We start from the raw sequence: 19,113 nt of genomic DNA, 5'->3' as shown, positions 1-19,113 counted from the left end.
GAAGTGGTTCATGCGTTTGCCCGGAAGCCAGTGTCCACTTTCCGGACGCATGAACTTAAAGCACGCCGGCTTCGGTCTTGAGCTTCTCGACGAGCTCGGCGACCGTCTTCACCTTGACGCCGGCCTTGCGGCCGGAGGGCTCTTCGGTCTTCAAGACTTTCAGCCGCGGCGCCGTGTCGACGCCGAAATCGGCCGGGGTCTTCTTGTCGAGCGGCTTCTTCTTCGCCTTCATGATGTTCGGCAGCGAGGCATAGCGCGGCTCGTTGAGGCGCAGATCGGTGGTGACGACCGCCGGCAGCTTCAGTTCGACCGTCTGCAGGCCGCCGTCGACCTCGCGGGTAACGTTGATCTTGCCGTCGCCGATCTCGACCTTGGAGGCAAAGGTGCCCTGGGCCCAGCCGAGCAAGGCCGACAGCATCTGGCCGGTCTGGTTGGAATCGTCGTCGATCGCCTGCTTGCCGACGATGATCAGCCCCGGCTGTTCGGCCTCGGCGACTTGCCTGACGATCTTGGCCACAGCGAGCGGCTCGACCTGGTCTTCGGTCTCGACCAGGATCGCCCGGTCGGCGCCCATGGCGAGCGCGGTCCTGAGCGTCTCTTCCGCCTTGGCCGGGCCGATCGACACGACCACCACTTCACTCGCCTTGCCGGCTTCCTTCAGCCGCAGCGCCTCTTCGACCGAGATCTCGTCGAAGGGGTTCATCGACATCTTCACATTGGCAAGCTCGACGCCCGTTCCATCCGCTTTGACCCGGATCTTGACGTTGTAGTCGACGACCCGTTTCACCGTCACAAGTATTTTCATGGATTCTTTCCCTCCAAGAACGTTCGCAGGAAAATGCGCCTTAACAAGGCGGCCTGATTGTCGGTTGGCGACATCGATACGCGTTTTTGCTCCATAGACAAGCCGTTCTTCACGCTAAATCGCGATGAACCAACGCCAATTCGATATGACCGGCTTATTCATACTTACGTTTGCGTACAGGTAAAAAAATCCGCTGGCAAGCGGAGCCGCAAGGCCGGCTTCTATCGGGCATCACCACCAACGCAGGGCATGCAATCCCTTGAAAACTCGACCTTTATTTCTCGGGCTCCCCTCGAAAATCAACCCGGCCGGCCCCATTGCGGAGCGGGCTTCGAAGCGCCGGCGGCTGCCGGCAACGTTTCATCGGGCGCTCTCGTCCTGTGCTCCACGGCGCGTGGAGTGACGATGGTCCGATCGAACAGCGGCACACCGCGGCGTCGCAAAACGACAACGAGCAGGAGACCCGCGACGATGCCGCCGACATGCGCACTCCAGGAAACGCCGCCGCCGGGGTCGGCCACGAACATGAAGAACTGCTGGCCGATCCAGAAGGCGAGCGGAATGGCGGCGGGGAGCGGCAGGGGGATGCGGAAGAGCACGAGCACCCAGACCCGCACCTTGGGGTGCAGGAGGAAATAGGCGGCAACGACGCCGGATATGGCGCCGGAAGCGCCGATCAGCGGCGCCTCCGAGGCCGGATCGAGGAGCCCATGGGCCAGCGCTCCGGCCGCCGCGCACAGAAGATAGAAAACGAGAAATCGGAAATGCCCGAGCGCGTCCTCGACATTGTCGCCGAAGACCCAGAGGAAAAGCATGTTCATGGCGAGGTGCATGAAGTCGCCATGCAGAAACGAGTAGGTGACGAAGGTGAATTCGTCCGGAACGATCACCAGCGAGGGATCGAGGGCGGCATACTCGAAGATGATCGCGGGGATATAACCTAGCCCGAGGATCGCAGCATTGGCGAATGCCTCGGTTGCGACGGGACCGGTAGCGAGCCAGGCAACGAAATTGATGACGATCAGCGTGATCGTCACATACTGCATTCTTATGTGCTTCAGCTCGTTCCTGTCATGCAGCGGTATGAACATGCGATCCCCGAGACGACCCGCGCCGAAACAAAAATACGTTATCTGTTGTTGCCGGGGACCCAAAGGACATCGGCGCGCCCCTTGTCATTTGCCCAGCGGGCCGCGACGAACAGGAAATCCGAAAGGCGGTTGACATAGGCAATCGCCTCCGCGCTGACGGCCTCGCCTTCCATCGATGCGAGTGCGACCATTTGCCTCTCGCCGCGCCGCGCGACGGTACGGGCAACATGGAGCGCGGCCGAAGCGGCGCTGCCGGCCGGCAGGACGAAGGAGCGCAGCGGTTCGAGGTCGGCATTCAGCCGGTCGATCTCCCGTTCGAGGCGCTCGACCTGGGCGGCGACGATGCGAAGCGGCTCGTATTCGGGCTTCTCGCCCGTATCCGGTGTGGCGAGATCGGCGCCAAGATCGAAGAGATCGTTCTGGACGCGCATGAGCATCGCGTCGAGATCCGGGATCGCATGCGTGTGCTGGCGGGCGAGGCCGACAAAGGCATTCGTCTCGTCAATGGCGCCATAGGCCTCGACCCTGAGGTCGCTTTTCAGGCGGCGCGGGCCGGAGACGAGGCCGGTGGTGCCGTTGTCGCCTGTCCGGGTGTAGATCTTGTTCAATTTCACCATGATGCTTTCGCTTTACCTCAGCTCGGACGGCCGCCGCCGGTCACCCAGAGCGTCAGCATGATCAGCACGATGGCGATGGCCTGGAACAGCACGCGGGCCTGCATGAGTTTGTTGGAGGTGTTGCCGCTGCCGCCCCTGGCCATGTTCAGCAGGCCGCGGATCAGCACGATCGCTACCAGGCCCATGACGAGCAGGGTCAGACCGGTAAGGAAGCTGTTCATGGCGTAAATCCTTGTGGTTCGGTCAGCCGAGACGACCGATGATGCGGTAGAACAGTGCCGCCGGCAGGAGCTTTTTGAGAAGCGCTCCCTGCCTGGCCGGCCTTGTCACTATATAATGCGGCCTCGGACGGCGTGCCGTCAAAGCGTGTTTCAGTACGGCATAAACGGCGTCGGGCCCGAGCTTGCCGGCTGCCGGTTTGCTCTCGCCGCGCAGGCGCCGCATCTGCCGCTCGTATTCCGCACGATGGACGGAATTCTCAAGATCGATGAACCGCTCGATATAGGCGATCGCATTGGTCGTGAATTTCGAGGCGATCGGGCCGGGCTCGATCAGGCTCACGCCGATGCCGCTGCCGGCGAGCTCCATCCTCAATGTGAGCGAAAGCGCCTCGAGCGCGAACTTCGAGGCATTGTAGGCGCCGCGCCAGCGATAGGGCACGAGGCCGAGAATGGACGAGCACTGGACGATGCGGCCATGCCCGCGGGCGCGCATCGCCGGGATGACGCGCCGCGTCAGGTCGTGCCAGCCGATGACGTTGGTTTCGAGCTGGAGCCGCAAGGCCTCCGTCGGCAGATCCTCCACCGCGCCGGCCTGGCCGTAGGCGCCATTGTTGAAAAGCGCATCGATTCGTCCGCCGCTCAGCGCCATCACGGCTTCCACCAGCGCGGCAATCGTCTCCGGCCGGGTATAGTCCATGATGAAGGTCTCGATGCCTTCGGCCTCCAGCGGCGCCTGATCCTCCGGCCGGCGCACGGTCGCGAAGACCCGCCAGCCGTCCCGCTGCAGCGCCCGGGCGCAATAGGCCCCGATGCCTGACGAGCAACCGGTGACGATGATTGTGGGGCGATCCGGCATCCACGCGATTCCTGTAGAAATCCAAGCCCCATTTCCCATATTCATCGTTGGGATACAATTGAATTGCAAAGGCGATGGCTGGGACCGGAACGTGACGTCAAGGCCGTTCGCAGGTACTGCGCCGGCTGGTCCTCATCAGGAGCGGGATTGGTGAAAGAGTGGGAGACGGAATGCCGGCATTCGTTCGCATCATCTGGAAGGTCGTGTTTGATGCGCTCTGGCATTTCAGCGAGGACGATGGCTGGGCGATGGCCAGTCACGTGGCGCTTTCTTCCCTTATGGCCGTCTTTCCCTTTCTGATCTTCGGCACCGCGCTTGCCAGTTTTCTGGGCGCCGATCAGTTCGCGCAGACGGCAGTCCATCTGATCTTCGACACCTGGCCGGAATCGATCGCCAAGCCGGTGGCCGATGAAGTCGTGCGCGTATTGACCATCCCGCGCGGCAGCCTGCTTACGATCTCCGTTCTTGCTGCAGCCTATTTCGCGTCGAACGGCGTCGAAGCATTGAGGATCGCGCTCAATCGCGCCTATAGGGTTGCCGAAAGCCGCTACTGGTATGTGACGCGGCTTGCGAGCCTCGGCTTCGTGCTCGGCGCCGTGCTCATTCTGGCCGCCCTCAGCCTTCTTCTGGTCGCGGTTCCTCTGGCGGTCCGCAATGCGGATCAGTGGTTCCCCTGGCTGGATACGCTGATGGCGGCGGTGGACGATTGGGGCTTGCCCCTGACGCTGACCATGCTGACGGCAGGCTTGCTCGTCGCGCATCTGTGGCTGCCGGCCGGCCACCGAAACGTCGTCGACGTCCTGCCCGGCATCTTCCTCACGCTCGTGCTGTGGTCCGTCGGCGGTTACGCCTTCGCCTCCTACATCGCCAATTTTTCCAACTACGTGACGACCTATGCCGGGCTTGCTTCCATCATGATCGTCCTGGTCTTCCTCTACATGCTTGGCGCGATCTTCATCATCGGCGCGGAAATCAACGCTGCCATCCTGAAATACAAGGTGAAGCTCATGGTCAGGCGCAGTTTCCAGGGGGGCCGAGGAGAGTAAGGCTGCGAATTTCTCTCCTCATCGTTCGCCGAGAACCATGGCCCTGACATCCGCAGGCCTGTGCCCCGAAGCCCTGAAGGAGGCGATTCCGGTGTCGCTGTTGCTTTTCGACAGTTTCCGTCCGTCCGGCCCGAGAACGAGGCGATGATGGTGATAGACCGGCTGCGGCAGGCCGAGAAGGCTTTGCAGCAGGCGATGCACCGATGTCGCGTGGTAGAGGTCGCGCCCGCGCACGACATGGGTGATCCCCTGCAGGGCATCGTCGACCACGACCGAGAGATGATAGCTCGACGGCGCATCCGAACGCGACAGGATGACGTCACCCCAGGCGGCCGGATCGGCGCCGACCGAGGCCGTTTCGCCCGATTGGCTCGATCCCGTTTCTCGCCAGGTGAGTGGCCCGCCGGCCCGCCGCACGGCCTCTCCCATGTCGAGACGCCAGGCATAGGGGCGGCCGCTCGCCAGGAGAGCCGCCTGCTCGTCCGGCGTGAAGCCGCGCTCGCGGCCGGGATATAGCGGTGTCCCGTCCGGATCGCGCGGCCACGCTTGGCCCTTCGCCTCTGCCGCGGCCACCGCCGCCCTTATTTCACCGCGCGTCATCACGGCGGGATAGACGAGACCCATCGCGTTCAAGCGCTCGAGCGCAGCGGCATAGACGCCGAGATGTTCGGATTGGCGCCGCACCGGCTCTTCCCAATCGAGACCGAGCCAGGCGAGGTCCTCGAAGATCGCCGCCTCGAACTCCGGCCGGCAGCGCGCCCGGTCGATATCTTCGATCCTCAGCAGGAAACGGCCGCCCATGGCTTCCGCCATGTCGTGATTGAGGATCGCCGACAGGGCGTGGCCGAGATGCAGGAGACCGTTGGGACTCGGCGCGAAACGAAAAACCGGTTGTTCTGGTCGTGAAATCGGCATTCTTTTCCTTTGCCATGGAAGCGTTGTAAAGATCACCCGCTTTCTACAGGGCCGTGCGTCTTCCTGCGCACCAAGGGATCTGTAGCACTTTGAATTCCTGCATGCTTCGTCCGTAAATCGGCGACGATCCCGGACACATGCAGTGGGAGGATGCATGCGGATCATCCGGACGCACGAGGATATAGAGGCCGGTCTTGCCGGTCTGGTGATGCTCGATGCCCGGCTCGAACACGTCATCGACAAGGCGGGGCCAGTACCCTTGAGGCGCACCGACCCCGGTTACCGCGGCCTCGCCAACATAATCGTCTCCCAGATGGTCTCGAAGGCGAGTGCGGCGGCGATCTGGAACCGGATGGAGGCCTCGCTCGGCGAGATCACCGCAGACGCGGTGCTTGCGCTCGACGACGAAGATTGCCGACGCTTCGGCTTGTCCCGGGCCAAGGCCGATACGCTGAGAAGGGTCGCCGCTGCCGCGACCGCGGGCGAGATCGATCTCGACGCCATCTGCAACGCCGAAGCGGTGAAGGCAATTCACGAACTGACGGCGATCAAGGGCATAGGCCGTTGGACCGCCGAGGTCTATCTGCTCTTCTGCGCCGGCCATCCGGATGTGTTCCCGGCCGGCGATGTCGCCCTGCAGAATGCCATCGGCCATGCGCTTGGGCTCGAACTGCGACCGACGGCAAGCGAGGTCGATTCGCTCGCGGGCGGCTGGTCGCCATGGCGCAGTGTCGCCGCGCGGCTTTTTTGGGCCTATTATGCGCAGGAGATGCGCCGCGATGCGCTTCCCGTGACGTCTTGAAGAAAAAAGCGGATCCTTTGCTCCCTTTTCTTTGTGGCTTCACAATCCTGTCGCAACGCGCCTAATATAGAAGAGGCAGATGCCGAATCGCTCAGGAGAATACGCTTGACGATTGCAGTCTCACCTCAGGCCCTGCCGGCGCTCGTGTTGAACGCCGACTATAGGCCGCTGAGTTATTATCCCTTGTCGCTCTGGTCCTGGCAGGACGCGATCAAGGCGGTCTTTCTCGACCGTGTGACTATCCTCGCCGAATACGAACACTCCGTCTCGTCGCCGAGTTTCTCGATGCGGCTGCCGAGCGTCGTCTGTCTGAAGAGCTATGTCCAGCCGTCACGCCACCCGGCCTTCACCCGGTTCAACGTATTCCTGCGGGACAAATTCGAGTGCCAGTATTGCGGCTCGCCGGACGACCTGACCTTCGATCACGTGGTCCCGCGTGCGCATGGCGGCCAGACCACCTGGGAAAACGTCGTCGCGGCCTGTTCTCCCTGCAACCTGCGCAAGGGCAGCAAGCTGCCGAAGCAGGCCGGCATGTTCCCGCACCAGAAGCCCTATCACCCGACGGTTCAGGATCTGCACAATAACGGCCGGCTTTTCCCGCCCAACCACCTGCATGACAGCTGGATGGATTATCTCTACTGGGATGTCGAGCTGCAGCCGTAAGGTTAAGACGCCCGACCCTGAGCTGACGCCTTCAAGGCACCACGCAGAGCGATCGCCGCGAGGATCAGGCTCGCGATGACGTTCCAGCCTGCGAAAGAAAGCCCGAGCACGCGCAGCGCCGCATCCGTGCAGGAGGGCGCGTGCTTCGCATCCAGATCGCCGAGCAGGTCGCCGACATCGGAAGAAATGCCTTGCGCCGTGGTGGCGCAGGTCGAGGGGCCTTCCCAGAAGTGCCACTCGGCGCCCGCATGGTACACACCGAGGCCCGCACCGACCAGCATCAGTATGCCGACGCCGAGGAGCAGCGTGCGGGTGGTCCAGCCGGGCAGCTTCAGCACGCTGGTTCCGATGGCGAGAACTCCGAGCGGAATGCCGTAATAATAGGGATCGCGCTGAAGCAGGCACAGCGCGCAGGGGATATAGCCGCCGATATGCTCGAAGCCGAGCGCACCGCCCACGGTCGCCGCCATGCCGATGGTGACGAGTACGGCGCAAATGAGTTGCCGGCGCTGAGCGAACGAAACTGCAAACATGCACACCCCTCGGCGCGCGGAGCGGCGAACATGCCGCCCGGGCGCCAGTGAAATCGACGCCGCCTTCTTAGGCAGGATCGCCGGCTCTGTAAATCGGGTCGCATGTTCGGCCGCCTGCACGCTTTTGTGATCGTACGGAGCAGCTGGCGTGGGAGCACCCGGCCAAATTCACACGATCGGCGAAATTCGCAACTTCGCGGTTGACCGGCCCGAAATCGATCGTGTAAATCGCAAGCGCTGATATCACGCAAGCCTCTAGCCCCATTGGCGGAATTGGTAGACGCGCTCGACTCAAAATCGAGTTCCGAAAGGAGTGCTGGTTCGACTCCGGCATGGGGCACCATCAGACACCTGAGAGGCCCGATTTCTCAAGGATTGCAATGGCATAGAGTTCCCCGAGGTCCACCGGAAGGCCCACCTTGAGGAACACCCGAGATGATGACGATTAGCCTTCAATACGTCCAACGCCGCAAGAACCACTACCGTTACCGACGCAAAGTCCCGCTTGCCCTGCGGGATGCCCTCGGGGGTCAGGTCGAGATTGTTATCCCGCTCGGGACGACCGAGGCCGATGTTGTCCGGCGCTGGCCGAAGGCTCACAAGGACGCGGAGAAACGACTGGCTGAGGCCGTGAGGGCAGCCGAGGGAACGAAGGGCGGGGCGGCACCCCCTGCACCGTTGACGCCTCTTGAGCGGTTCAAGCGGGCGAATGAACACATCGTTGGTCTCGGGCTGGACCTGACATGGACGCCGGGAGGTGAAGATGCCGAGGACGTCGCCCGCGAGGTGATCGCTGAGGGAATCGCAAGGAAGTACCGGGAGGACGACGAGGGTCACCCTCAGGACGTCTCGGAGGCCGATAGGGCACTACTCAGAGCGTTGGCGCTCGGGGGCGCTCAGGAACCGCCTCAGGCCAGCCTTGAGGACGCGAGGAAGTTCTACCTCGGGGAGAAGGTCGAGGGGACCGCAGACGAGGTCAAGAAGACCCAGCGGATTGATCGGGCAGTAGCCCTTGTCAGGAAGGCGTTAGGTCGAGACCCGATCATTGCCAAGCTGACGAGAGCCGACGCGCGGGAGGTTCGGGACCACATGCTTAGCGACGGGGAATTGAAGCCGTCCACCGTCCACCGGATGTTGAACGACGTTCGCGCCGTGATCAATTTGGCGATCAAAGAGCTACCACTTCCCGGCGTGACAAACCCGTTCCTCGGTCTTGAAGTCAAGCAAGACGCCCCGACGAACAAGAGAGACGAACGGAAGCCATTCACAGAGGACCAATTGAAGAAGGCGCGAGCGCGCGTCTCGGGCCACGCCAGCGAAGACCTACAGCTAATCTGGCGGATGCTCGAAGGGACGGGAGCGAGACTTTCGGAGGTGGCCGGATTGCTTGTATCGGACGTCTTTACCGATCACAGACACCCGCACATCAACCTCGTGTTCCACCCGCATAGACGGCTTAAGAACACCGGGAGCATCCGCAGGGTGCCACTGGTGGGGGACGCGCTCAAGGCCGCTCAGGAGGCCGTGGAGTTGGCGCAGGATGGATTCCTGTTCCCGGGCTATGCCAAGACACGAGCGAGGCGAGACGCAGCCAGCGCCGCCCTCATGAAGCACGTTCGAAAGATCACCGACGACGAGAAGGTGACCGTGCACAGTCTACGCCACAACATGAAGGACCGACTACGGATTGGCGGGGTCGAGGCCGAGACGGTAGACGCAATACTCGGTCACTCCTCGGGCAAGGTGGGGGACCGCTACGGGGGCGACGAGGCGCGGCTGGAGGTGGCGATGAGGGGAATGTTGAGGGCGTTCCGTGCGGCGTGACCCCCGGATGTTTGTTGCAAAATGGCGAGCGACCCAATCAGATTATAGGAACGCGCGACTACCCCGGTGCCTCTCGATTCTGCCGTGGGGTGGCCCTGAGGCGTGACTTAAGGTTGCCTGAGCGTGTTCCGTTCCATTCCCTCGATAGTGACCGAGGCCGTCCCGAACCCGACCCCCAACAAGCCAGGGTGGGGCGGAGGACCGCGGTCACTGTCTCTGTCCTGCGTCGGGACGGTGGAAGCTAGTCACGGGCAACGCGGCAGAAGTTGTTGATGGTTTCGAACGAACACACGCCCCGCGCCAGCCTTGCCATGTTTGGTGGTGCCGAGATAGCGTCATCTCAAAAGGTCGGTTTAACGAAAAGAATACTACGGCTGACTATCTTCGGTTGAATTTTTCAGGAAGCAGCAATGAACCAACAAGCACTTTCCGCTCTTATCTGGTCGGTGGCGGATCTTCTCAGGGGCGATTACAGGCAGTCCGATTACGGCAAGGTGATCCTGCCCTTTACCTTACCGGCAAGTCGGACAAGAGTGCCCGTTCCGAATTTTTCTATTTCGATGACGACGCCAACCTGGTGGCCACACGCTACGACGATTGGAAGGTGGTCTTTCATGAACAAACTGCCGGCGGAGGATTCGCTGTCTGGCAAACGCCGCTTGTGACCTGGCGCGTGCCCAAGCTGTTCAACCTGCGAATGGACCCCTATGAGCGTGCGGACCTGGTGTCCGATCAGTACAACGACTGGCTTGTAAGGAACGATTTCCTGCTGGTGAAGGGTCAATTGAAGGCTGCAGCGTTCCTGGAGAGCTTCATCAAATATCCGCCTAGCCAGCGCGGAGCCAGCTTCAACCTCGAAGGTGTGCGGGCCAAAGTGGATAAGGCGATCGATCAATCGTTCAAAGACCGCGGCATCGAGCAATAGCGTCGATGGCCGATCGAACCGGAAAGAACGCACCGACCCCGGTGCGTTCGCTTCTCCCCGAAATCCGCGCCCACGGTCGGCACCACCATTGAATTCCCCCGCGCTCAAATGCTAGCTGCATTGCAGCAAAACTCAGCTGCAGCAAGCTCATGCTCCCGAAGATCGAAGACTATGACGAACTCTACGGCGAATTCCGCTGGCGGATACCCGATACCTTCAACATCGGCGTAGCCGTCAGCGACGCCTGGGGCGCGCGGGAGCCGGAGCGCGTCTGTCTCCAGCATTTCAGCTCGGACGGCGCGCATCTTGCGTTGACCTATGGCGCCTTTGCCGCCCGTTCGTCCGCTTTTGCCGGCGGACTTGCCGCGCATGGGGTGAAGCCCGGCGATCGCGTTGCCATCCTGCTGCCGCAGGGGTTCGAGGCGGCGATAGCCCATGCGGCAATCTACAAGCTGGGTGGTATCGCGCTGCCGCTTGCTCTGCTTTTCGGCGCCGAGGCGCTGGCCTACCGGCTGAAGGATGCGGGTGCGGCAGCGATCGTCACCAATCGCTTCGGCCATGAGCGGCTAACGTCGATCCGGGAAGAGCTGCCGGATTTGCGCCTGGTGGTGCTTGCCGAAGAACAGCACGAATCCGGCACCGTGCGGTTCGGTGAACTCGTGGCCCGGGAGGGCCGATTCGATCCCGCGGGAACGAAGCCGGACGATCCCGCTCTGATGATCTACACTTCGGGGACCACCGGGCCGCCGAAGGGAGCCCTGCATGGCCATCGCGTGCTGCTCGGCCATTTGCCGGGGTTCCAGTTCCATCACCACTTCCTGCCGCAGCCTGGCGACCGGATGTGGACGCCTGCCGACTGGGCCTGGGCGGGCGGTCTCCTGAACGCTCTGCTGCCGTCGTTTTTCTTCGGCGTGCCCGTGGTGTCCTCGCCGGCGCAGAAATTCGATGCGCATACCGCGTTCCGGATCATGGAGGAAATGGAGGTGCGCAACGCCTTCATCCCGCCGACGGCGCTCAGGCTCCTCAAATCCGTCGAGCGGCCGCGCGATCGCTACGCGCTCAAGCTGCGCACCGTCGGTTCGGCCGGCGAGGCGCTCGGGCGGGAGACCTTCGAATGGGCAAGGGCGGCGCTCGGCGTCGAGGTGAGCGAATTCTACGGCCAGACGGAATGCAATATCGTCATCTCCTCTGCGACCGATCTCGGCGTGGCGAAGCCCGGCTCCATGGGCAAGGCGGCACCGGGTCATCAGGTCGCGATCATCGACGGCGAGGGGCGGGTTCTGCCGCCCGGCGCGGTCGGGCAGGTGGCGATCAGGCGTCCCGATCCGGTGATGTTCCTCGGCTACTGGCGCAACGAAGAGGCGACCGAGTCCAAGTTCATCGGCGACTGGATGACAACCGGGGACCAGGGCGCCATGGACGAAGAGGGCTATTTCACCTTTTTCGGACGTGACGACGACGTCATCACGTCGTCAGGCTATCGCATCGGCCCGGGCGAGATCGAGGATTGTCTCGCCGGGCATCCGGACGTGCAGCTCGCCGCGGCCGTCGGCAAACCGGACCCGCTCCGGACCGAGATCGTCAAGGCCTATGTCGTGCTGAAACCCGGCGTCTCTGCCGGCGACGAGACCGCGGCAGGGATCCGCGACTGGGTGAAGAACAGGCTGTCGATGCATGAATATCCGCGCGAGATCGCTTTCGTCGACAGCCTGCCTTTGACCACCTCGGGCAAGGTGATCCGCCGGCTTCTGCGGGAGAAGGCGGCGGCAGAGGCGCGCGCCGTGTCCGGCGGCTGATGTTCGGCTGAAAGATCAGCGGCCTGCCAGCGCCCGGATCTTTTCACGCAGCAGCCGGGCCATATTTCGGGTATTGCGATAAAGGTGGAGCTGCGCGGCGACCTGACGCACGTCGCGGTCGCGGTTCTGTGCCAGCCCGATCACGAGCGTGCCCATTTCCTCTCGCTCCTGCCACAGGCGGCTCATCACCGGATGATCGGGCACGGCGCAGGAGTCGGAGCGGATGATATTGGCATCGTCGAGATGCCACTCCGTGAGCTCCGCGACAAGCAGCTTGCCCGGAGAGTATTTCGCATAGCGCTCGTCATAGGCGGTCTTCCAGGCATAGGCTTCGCCGGCCATCAGCAGAACGACGATGGTCGCGATCGCCTTACCGTCAAGATCGAGCGTGTGAATGCGGACGCTGTCGGCCTCGGCCAGATTGTTTACCGCTTCCCTCGCGAAAGCGGCGCGGAACCGGTCCATGATCATGGCGCTGCGTTCGCGGCCTTTCCAGCCGGACGCTTCGAGGACCAGGAACTCCTCCATGCGCAGGCGGATCTCATCGGGTTGGCGCGCGACATTGTAGGCCAGCGATCCCTGCTTCGCGAGATTGTTCCACTGCCGCTTCAGCTCCCTCAGGCGCTGGGGGCCCGCGGCCTCGCGCAAATAGGTGGGGCCGTCCAGCAGGCTTTCGAGCATCGGCCGGCTGAATGTATCCGTCACCGTCAGCGGCAGGTTTTCGCCGATCGCAACGGCACGGGCAAGCTGCGCAAATTTGCCGTTCAACCTGATATCGGGAAGCACGAGCACCGGCGGCAGGCCGGCGGAAGGCGCGGCCAGCGCTTCGTAAAGATTGCTGATCGTCTCGGCCGCGTCTTCGGCATCGAGGAGGGGCGTGCCCAGCGGCCCGAATGGATTGGACCACGCGCGAATAATGGTCGCGCCGATCGAAAAACCCGGCTTCTCTATCGAGAACGGCATGAGAAAGCGGATTCGGCTTCTCTGTTCGCTTTGGTCGCGGATGACCGCAAGCCGGATCACCCGGTCCTCGAGGCGCGGCATGGCCGGCGCGAGAAAGCGCCCGGTAAAGAAGACGTTCTGCTCGATGGCGCGATTGGAGAGAAAGTCGAGCTCGCGCTGCAGGTCGTATCCCGCTCTCGCCGGATAGACCGCGAGGTGCCGTCCGGGCCTTCCGACCATCAATGTCCGCTCGGACTGCAACGTATCGGGACCGGATTGCGCGAGGCTGCCAAGCAGGCGGTTGGCGCTGCCGTTCACGTCTGCGGGGAGGACATTGCCGATCATGGCTCAAATCGCCTCGTTCTTGTTGTTCATCGTCCCCGCGCCGGCAACGGCCAGCAGGGGAAAGCCGAAAGTGCGCCTTACGGCGAAATGCAGGATGGCTGCCTCCACGAACATCGCGCCGGCAGTGGCGGCAGCTGCGCCCGTCAGGCCGAAGACCGGGATGAGTGTCACGTTCAAGGCGATGTTGACTCCGAGCGCTGCCGCATAGAGCAGGACGCAGAGCTTTTGCCGCCCCGCCATCGTGAGCAGCGTTTCGGCGGGTCCGACAAAGGCCTTGGCGAGAATTCCCGTCAGCAGGATCGCCATCAAGGGGGCGCCAGCCGTGAACGCCGGGCCAAACAGCGAAAGCAGGATGTTGCCGGCTGCGAGTACGCAGCCGCCGATCGCCAGGGACGGCCAGAAGGACCAGCGCGCGCTTTCGACGGCGATTTCAGCCAGCTGCCTGCGATCGCCCGCGGCCATTGCAGCAGAGAAACGCGGACCTGCTGCCGCCTTGACGGCGAACATCACGAAATGGACGAGCGCCATGGTCTTGGCCGCCGCAAAATAAACCGCCACATCGTCGGGTTTCAGATAGAGGCCCACAATGACGACGTCGGAATTGGTGAGCAGGAACCCGAAACCGTCGACCAGAAAAATGGGAAGGGAGACGCTGAGCCACCGCCCGAGTTCGATCTTCATCGGCCCGCGCACGTAATGGCGGCGGAGCCGCCATGCCATCGTCACGAATTGTCCGAGCGTGGTGACATAGGCCGCCCCCAGCGCAGCGCCCATGGCTGTCGTCGCATTGCGCGGAAGCCCGGCGGCGATCGCGATGACCATGAAACCGAGGATCAGCAGCGGCCGCACGAGATAGGTCGGGCTCATCGCGACGATGGGCCAGCTATGCGCCCGCGCGGTGCCGTCCAGTACGTCGCCGAGCGCGATCATCGGCAGAGTGAACAGGCCGAGATAGAGAGGAATCACATAGTAACTTTCGATGGCGGAGCCGAAGAGCCAGAGGCCGGCTCCGCCGACTGCGGCGAGAACGGTCGCGGAAAGCATCGCAAAGACCCGCGCCGTCGTGGTCAGACCGCGGATGTTCGCGAGCGCGGCGGTGGTATGGTATTCCGGCAGGAAGCGGATCACGGTCGCATGGAAACCGAGGCAGGACAGGTTTCCGAAGAGGACGACCAGCACCCAGACGAAAATGAAGATGCCGTATTCGAACTCGCCGACGAGGCGCGCAAGGACGATTTGCGAGACGAAGGCGATGGCTGCGCTGACTATACGGATCAGAAAGGCGATGAGCGCCACGCGCTGTGCACGGTTCCTGGGATCGTCCCCCGCAAGAAGCGACGCGAGGCCGTGCAAAAGAAGAGGCAGGCGATATCTCAGCGCCGACGGCAGCATTCGTCCGGCCGATTGACATACCGCCATGAACACGAGGACACCCTGACATTACGCAATACTGGGCTTCACTTCTGTCAGATCAGCGTTAACAAAGGGTTCAGCACCCTCGTTTGAGGGCGTGGAAGCCGGGCTTTTGCCCGACTTCCTCTTCAATCATGCCTGGGCGTGCCTTCTGGACTGCAACTGCCGGCGCGCGATCAGCACGACACCGGCCATTGTCGAGGCATAGACCACGAGCGGCCACACGCTGTCGCCGGGCAGTCCGATCACGAGCAGTGTTCCCGCCGTCCCGACGATGAGGCTTTGGACGCAGAAATAGACTGCGACCGCCGAACCCGCCATGTATCCGAACTCTTCGAGCGCGCCGTTTGCAGTCACCGATACGGTGAAGACGATGCCGACCGCCATGACCCACATCGACGTGACGAACGTCCAGGGCGAAGGGGTGCCGAAGCTTTGCCCGGCGGCCAGGAGCGCCGCCCCGAGAAGCAACATGCACATGCCCCGCAGGAGGCTGCCCGAAGTTCCCCATCGGGAGACGAACCGCCTGGCAAAGCGCGCCGTGATGATCATCACGATTGCTACAGTTGCAAAGGCGAGGCTGAACTGCAGCTCCGAATATCCTGCCCTGTCGATCAGAACGCGCGGAGAGGTGGAAAAGAACACGAAAAACGTGCCCATGGCGGCGCTGAAGCCGAGGGTATAGGTCCAGAAGGCGAGGCTGCGGAAAAGGGGCCCGAACGTGCGCCGCGGCAGCGCGGCCGCCGAAGGGCGGGATTCATGCCAGCGAGGCAGTGCCTGCACCAGCGCCATTACGGCAAATGCACCGAGCGTAACGAAGATCGAGCGCCATCCGAACCTCTCCGCCAGCATGGCGCCGGCTATCGGTCCCAGAGCGGGAACGAATGCCAGAATGGAACTGAACAGGCTGTAGATAACCGTGCTTTCCGGGCGGTCGGCATAGACGTCCCGGATCGTCGCAAAGGTGGCCACCAGGGCCGCAGATGCGCCAACCGCCTGCAGGAAGCGGAAGGCGACGAATGGTATGGCGCTGGAGGATGCCGCAAGGCAGAACGACGCCGCGGCGAACAGCATCGCTCCGCCGATCAGGACCGGCCGCCGTCCGATGCGATCGGAGACGGGCCCGAAGACGATCTGGCCGAGGCCGAGCAACACCATATAGAGGCTCAGCGTGAGCTGGACCACGGCAGGACTGGTCCCGAGAATACCGGGCATCGCCGGAACGATCGGGAGGTAGATATCCATGGCCAGCGAGGCGAGGATATCGAAGGGCGCCATCAGCAGCAGCGCTGCCGGCAGCGAATAGCGCCAGACATGAGGTTTTGTAGGCATGGAAAGACATCCGCTCAAATGAGGAACATTCGGCGGCGGTCTGCCTTCGGCACGGGGGTCGGCTCGACAGACGCCGCAACAACAAGGAAAAGCGTTGTTGCGGCTTACTTGTCCGAGGACTTTTGAGCTCCCATGCTACGGCTCCATGCGCATCTTGAGATGAGGCAAGTTGCCTGCCATGTCAGTGGCAGGCAGACAATCGTTCGCGCGCCCGACCGGACGCGCAGCCCCGCGGGTCAGGCTTCGTAAATGCCGTGGCAATGCTTGTATTTCTTGCCCGAGCCGCACGGGCAGGCTTCGTTGCGTGCGACTTTGCCCCAGGTTGAAGGGTCGGCCGGATCGCGGTTCGCAGGCGCGACCGCCAGCAGCGTCTCCCCGGCCTGCGCGAAGTCGTCCTCGCCGGTCAGCGGATCGATGTGGTGCGCCTGCATCGGTGGCAGCGGCTGCGGTTCCTCGGGCGCCTCGCGGACCAGCTCGACCCGCATCAGCTGTGCCGTGACCGCCTGACGCAGATTGCCGAGCAGGGCTTGGAACAGCTCGAAAGCCTCGGACTTGTATTCCTGCAGCGGATCGCGCTGGGCGTAGCCGCGGAAGCCGATGACCGACCGCAGGTGGTCGAGGTTGACGATATGCTCGCGCCAGAGATGATCGAGCGTCTGGAGGACGACGGAGCGCTCGACATATTGCATGATTTCGGGGCCGAAACGCTCGGCGCGCTCGGCAGCCGCCTTGTCCACTGCGGCAGTGATGCGCTCGCGGATATCGTCCTCGGCGATGCCTTCTTCGGCGACCCATTCGGCGATCGGCAGGTCGAGATTGAAATACTGCTGGACGTCGGCCTTCAGTCCCTCGGCATCCCATTTTTCGGCATAGGCCCGCTCCGGAATGCGTTTGGCGACGATTTCCTCGATCACTTCGTTGCGCATGTCGGTCACCGTATCGGTGACGCTCTCCGCGTCCATCAGTTCGATGCGCTGCTCGAAAATGACCTTGCGCTGGTCGTTGAGCACATCGTCGTATTTCAGGAGATTCTTGCGGATGTCGAAGTTGCGCGCCTCGACCTTCTTCTGGGCGCGTTCGAGCGCCTTGTTGATCCAGGGATGGACGATTGCCTCGCCTTCCTTCAGGCCGAGCTTCTGCAGCATTCCGTCCATGCGGTCGGATCCGAAGATGCGCATCAGATCGTCCTGAAGCGACAGGTAGAACTTGGAGCGGCCCGGGTCGCCCTGGCGGCCCGAGCGGCCACGCAACTGGTTGTCGATGCGGCGGCTTTCGTGCCGTTCGGTGGCAAGAACGTAGAGCCCGCCGGCGGCGAGCGCCTTTTCCTTGAGCTTCTGAACCTCTTCCCGGATCGCCTTTTCGCGCGCTTCGCGCTCCGGGCCGGGCTCTACATCGGCCAGCTCCTGCTGGATGCGCATGTCGGGGTTGCCGCCGAGCTGGATGTCGGTGCCGCGGCCGGCCATGTTGGTGGCGATCGTGACCGCGCCGGGGACGCCGGCCTGCGCGACGATATAGGCTTCCTGCTCGTGGTAGCGGGCGTTCAGCACCTGGAACTTGGAGAAGCCGCTCTTCTTCAGCATATCGGCGAGAAGTTCGGATTTCTCGATGGAGGTGGTGCCGACGAGCATCGGCTGGCCGCGCTCATGTGCGGATTTGATCTCGTCGATGATCGCCTTGAATTTTTCGCCGACGGTGCGATAGACCTCATCGTCCTCGTCGACGCGCTTGATCGGCAGGTTGGTCGGCACCTCGAGAACTTCGAGGCCGTAGATGTTGCCGAATTCCTCCGCTTCCGTCGCAGCCGTACCGGTCATGCCGGCAAGCTTGTCGTACATGCGGAAATAGTTCTGGAAGGTGATCGAGGCGAGCGTCTGGTTTTCGGGCTGGATCTGCACCTTTTCCTTGGCTTCGAGCGCCTGGTGCTGGCCTTCGGAGTAGCGGCGGCCGGGCATCATGCGGCCGGTAAACTCGTCGATGATGACGATCTCGCCGTTGCGTACGATGTAATCCTTGTCGCGGGTGAAGAGCTTGTGGGCCTTGAGCGCGTTGTTGACGTGGTGAACGATCGCCACGTTCTCGATGTCGTAGAGCGACTCGCCCTTCAGCAGGCCGGCCTCGCGCAGCATGTTCTCGAGCTTCTCGGTGCCTTCTTCCGAAAAATTGGCCGAGCGCTGCTTCTCGTCGATTTCATAGTCTTCCGGCGACAGGCGCGGAATGAACTCATTGATGGTGTTGTAGAGATCGGAGCGGTCGTCGAGCGGGCCGGAGATGATCAGCGGGGTGCGCGCCTCGTCCACCAGGATCGAGTCGACCTCGTCGACGATGGCGAAGAAGTGGCCGCGCTGCACCATCTGGGAGCGCTCGTACTTCATGTTGTCGCGCAGATAGTCGAAGCCGAGCTCGTTGTTCGTCGCATAGGTGACGTCGCAGGCATAGGCGTCGCGGCGCTGTTCGTCGGAGAGACCGTGGACAATGACGCCGGTGGTCATGCCGAGGAAGCCGTAGATGCGGCCCATCATGCCCGCGTCGCGCTGGGCGAGGTAGTCGTTGACGGTGACCACATGCACGCCCTTGCCGGCGAGCGCGTTGAGATAGACGGGAAGGGTGGCGACGAGCGTCTTGCCTTCACCGGTCTTCATTTCCGCGATGGCGCGCTCGTGCAGGATCATGCCGCCGATCAGCTGGACGTCGAAGGGGCGCAGCCCGAGGACGCGGAGCGCAGCCTCGCGCACGACCGCAAAGGCCGGCACGAGAATGTCGTCCAGGGTCTTGCCGCCGGCGAGCTCACTGCGAAATTCCGCCGTCTTCGCCGCCAGGGCCTCGTCGCTCAGCGCCTTCATTTCGGCTTCGAGAGCATTGATGGCGTCCACCCGGCCCTTGTAGCCGCGGACGCGGCGATCGTTGGCGGAACCAAACAACTTGCGGGCAAAGCCGCCGAGACTGACCATGCAAATGGTCCTTTCCTTATTTGTCGCCTGGGGTTTCAG

Annotated in this window: 16 protein-coding genes, 1 tRNA gene and 1 pseudogene; 7 read left to right on the top strand and 11 right to left on the bottom strand. The window is 62.7% G+C overall.

All coding sequences use genetic code 11. The features are described 5' to 3' along the window. Positions 1-55 precede the first annotated feature (55 nt). The 5 genes from ACTJKL_RS03605 to ACTJKL_RS03585 form a co-directional block, all read right to left on the bottom strand. Positions 56-805 carry an electron transfer flavoprotein subunit beta/FixA family protein gene (locus ACTJKL_RS03605; protein WP_100674193.1) on the bottom strand — a complete coding sequence of 250 codons (750 nt, stop codon included), beginning with the start codon at positions 803-805 and terminating at the stop codon, positions 56-58. Between the two features lie 299 nt (positions 806-1,104). After that, positions 1,105-1,896 (bottom strand): rhomboid family intramembrane serine protease, encoded by a 792-nt coding sequence (locus ACTJKL_RS03600; RefSeq protein WP_379938035.1) that lies wholly within the window; start codon positions 1,894-1,896, stop codon positions 1,105-1,107. Between the two features lie 38 nt (positions 1,897-1,934). Continuing rightward, a complete protein-coding gene (locus ACTJKL_RS03595; protein WP_018096927.1) occupies positions 1,935-2,513 on the bottom strand; it encodes a cob(I)yrinic acid a,c-diamide adenosyltransferase in 579 nt (192 codons plus the stop codon). A gap of 17 nt (positions 2,514-2,530) precedes the next feature. Continuing rightward, positions 2,531-2,734 (bottom strand): twin transmembrane helix small protein, encoded by a 204-nt coding sequence (locus tag ACTJKL_RS03590; RefSeq protein ID WP_018096928.1) that lies wholly within the window; start codon positions 2,732-2,734, stop codon positions 2,531-2,533. A 22-nt stretch (positions 2,735-2,756) separates the two neighbouring features. After that, the gene (locus ACTJKL_RS03585) at positions 2,757-3,590 is read right to left on the bottom strand and encodes an SDR family oxidoreductase (protein ID WP_100674195.1); all 834 of its coding nucleotides are present in this window, start codon (positions 3,588-3,590) and stop codon (positions 2,757-2,759) included. A 170-nt stretch (positions 3,591-3,760) separates the two neighbouring features. Between ACTJKL_RS03585 and ACTJKL_RS03580 the strand changes: the two genes are divergently transcribed. After that, positions 3,761-4,636, top strand: coding sequence for a YihY/virulence factor BrkB family protein (locus tag ACTJKL_RS03580; protein WP_018096930.1), 876 nt, complete (start codon positions 3,761-3,763; stop codon positions 4,634-4,636). Between the two features lie 18 nt (positions 4,637-4,654). Here the strand turns inward: ACTJKL_RS03580 and gluQRS are convergent, their stop codons facing one another. Beyond that, on the bottom strand, positions 4,655-5,551 hold the full coding sequence (gene gluQRS, locus ACTJKL_RS03575) for a tRNA glutamyl-Q(34) synthetase GluQRS (protein ID WP_440852201.1): 897 nt from the start codon (positions 5,549-5,551) through the stop codon (positions 4,655-4,657). Positions 5,552-5,705: 154 nt separating this feature from the next. On the opposite strand from gluQRS, the gene ACTJKL_RS03570 reads away from it, so the two are divergent. Together ACTJKL_RS03570 and ACTJKL_RS03565 are read left to right on the top strand one after the other, a co-directional pair. After that, positions 5,706-6,353, top strand: coding sequence for a DNA-3-methyladenine glycosylase family protein (locus ACTJKL_RS03570; RefSeq protein ID WP_440852200.1), 648 nt, complete (start codon positions 5,706-5,708; stop codon positions 6,351-6,353). 105 nt (positions 6,354-6,458) lie between these two features. After that, a complete protein-coding gene (locus ACTJKL_RS03565) occupies positions 6,459-7,016 on the top strand; it encodes an HNH endonuclease (RefSeq protein ID WP_003533486.1) in 558 nt (185 codons plus the stop codon). Positions 7,017-7,018: 2 nt separating this feature from the next. On the opposite strand, the gene ACTJKL_RS03560 is transcribed toward ACTJKL_RS03565, so the two are convergent. Beyond that, positions 7,019-7,549, bottom strand: a complete 531-nt coding sequence (locus ACTJKL_RS03560; RefSeq protein WP_440852199.1) for a disulfide bond formation protein B — start codon at positions 7,547-7,549, stop codon at positions 7,019-7,021. Between the two features lie 258 nt (positions 7,550-7,807). Here ACTJKL_RS03560 and ACTJKL_RS03555 point away from each other — a divergent pair. The 4 genes and pseudogenes from ACTJKL_RS03555 (at position 7,808) to ACTJKL_RS03540 (ending at position 12,094) form a co-directional block, all read left to right on the top strand. Then, positions 7,808-7,892, top strand: a tRNA-Leu gene (locus ACTJKL_RS03555). Positions 7,893-7,984: 92 nt separating this feature from the next. After that, positions 7,985-9,373: a site-specific integrase gene (locus ACTJKL_RS03550; protein WP_440852198.1), complete on the top strand. Its 1,389-nt coding sequence runs from the start codon at positions 7,985-7,987 to the stop codon at positions 9,371-9,373. Positions 9,374-9,881: 508 nt separating this feature from the next. Further along, positions 9,882-10,298 (top strand): annotated as a pseudogene (locus tag ACTJKL_RS03545) (arylsulfatase); the annotation flags it as partial. Between the two features lie 149 nt (positions 10,299-10,447). Continuing rightward, on the top strand, positions 10,448-12,094 hold the full coding sequence (locus ACTJKL_RS03540; protein ID WP_440852197.1) for an AMP-binding protein: 1,647 nt from the start codon (positions 10,448-10,450) through the stop codon (positions 12,092-12,094). Between the two features lie 15 nt (positions 12,095-12,109). On the opposite strand, the gene ACTJKL_RS03535 is transcribed toward ACTJKL_RS03540, so the two are convergent. The 4 genes from ACTJKL_RS03535 to secA all read right to left on the bottom strand — a co-directional run bounded on the left by ACTJKL_RS03535 (position 12,110) and on the right by secA (position 19,074). Continuing rightward, entirely contained in the window at positions 12,110-13,381 is a 1,272-nt protein-coding gene (locus tag ACTJKL_RS03535) for a GNAT family N-acetyltransferase (RefSeq protein ID WP_440852196.1), read from the bottom strand. Between the two features lie 3 nt (positions 13,382-13,384). After that, entirely contained in the window at positions 13,385-14,773 is a 1,389-nt protein-coding gene (locus tag ACTJKL_RS03530; protein WP_440852195.1) for a lipopolysaccharide biosynthesis protein, read from the bottom strand. Positions 14,774-14,926: 153 nt separating this feature from the next. After that, on the bottom strand, positions 14,927-16,126 hold the full coding sequence (cml, locus tag ACTJKL_RS03525; RefSeq protein WP_440852194.1) for a CmlA/FloR family chloramphenicol efflux MFS transporter: 1,200 nt from the start codon (positions 16,124-16,126) through the stop codon (positions 14,927-14,929). Between the two features lie 236 nt (positions 16,127-16,362). Beyond that, positions 16,363-19,074, bottom strand: coding sequence for a preprotein translocase subunit SecA (gene secA / locus ACTJKL_RS03520; protein ID WP_127708895.1), 2,712 nt, complete (start codon positions 19,072-19,074; stop codon positions 16,363-16,365). Between the last annotated feature and the right edge of the window lie 39 nt (positions 19,075-19,113).

Origin of the sequence: Sinorhizobium sp. 22678, from assembly GCF_052044265.1 — a bacterium.
Lineage (GTDB): Bacteria > Pseudomonadota > Alphaproteobacteria > Rhizobiales > Rhizobiaceae > Sinorhizobium > Sinorhizobium meliloti_A.
Note: the sequence above shows the minus strand (reverse complement) of the source record. Positions and strands in the feature narration are given on the sequence as shown.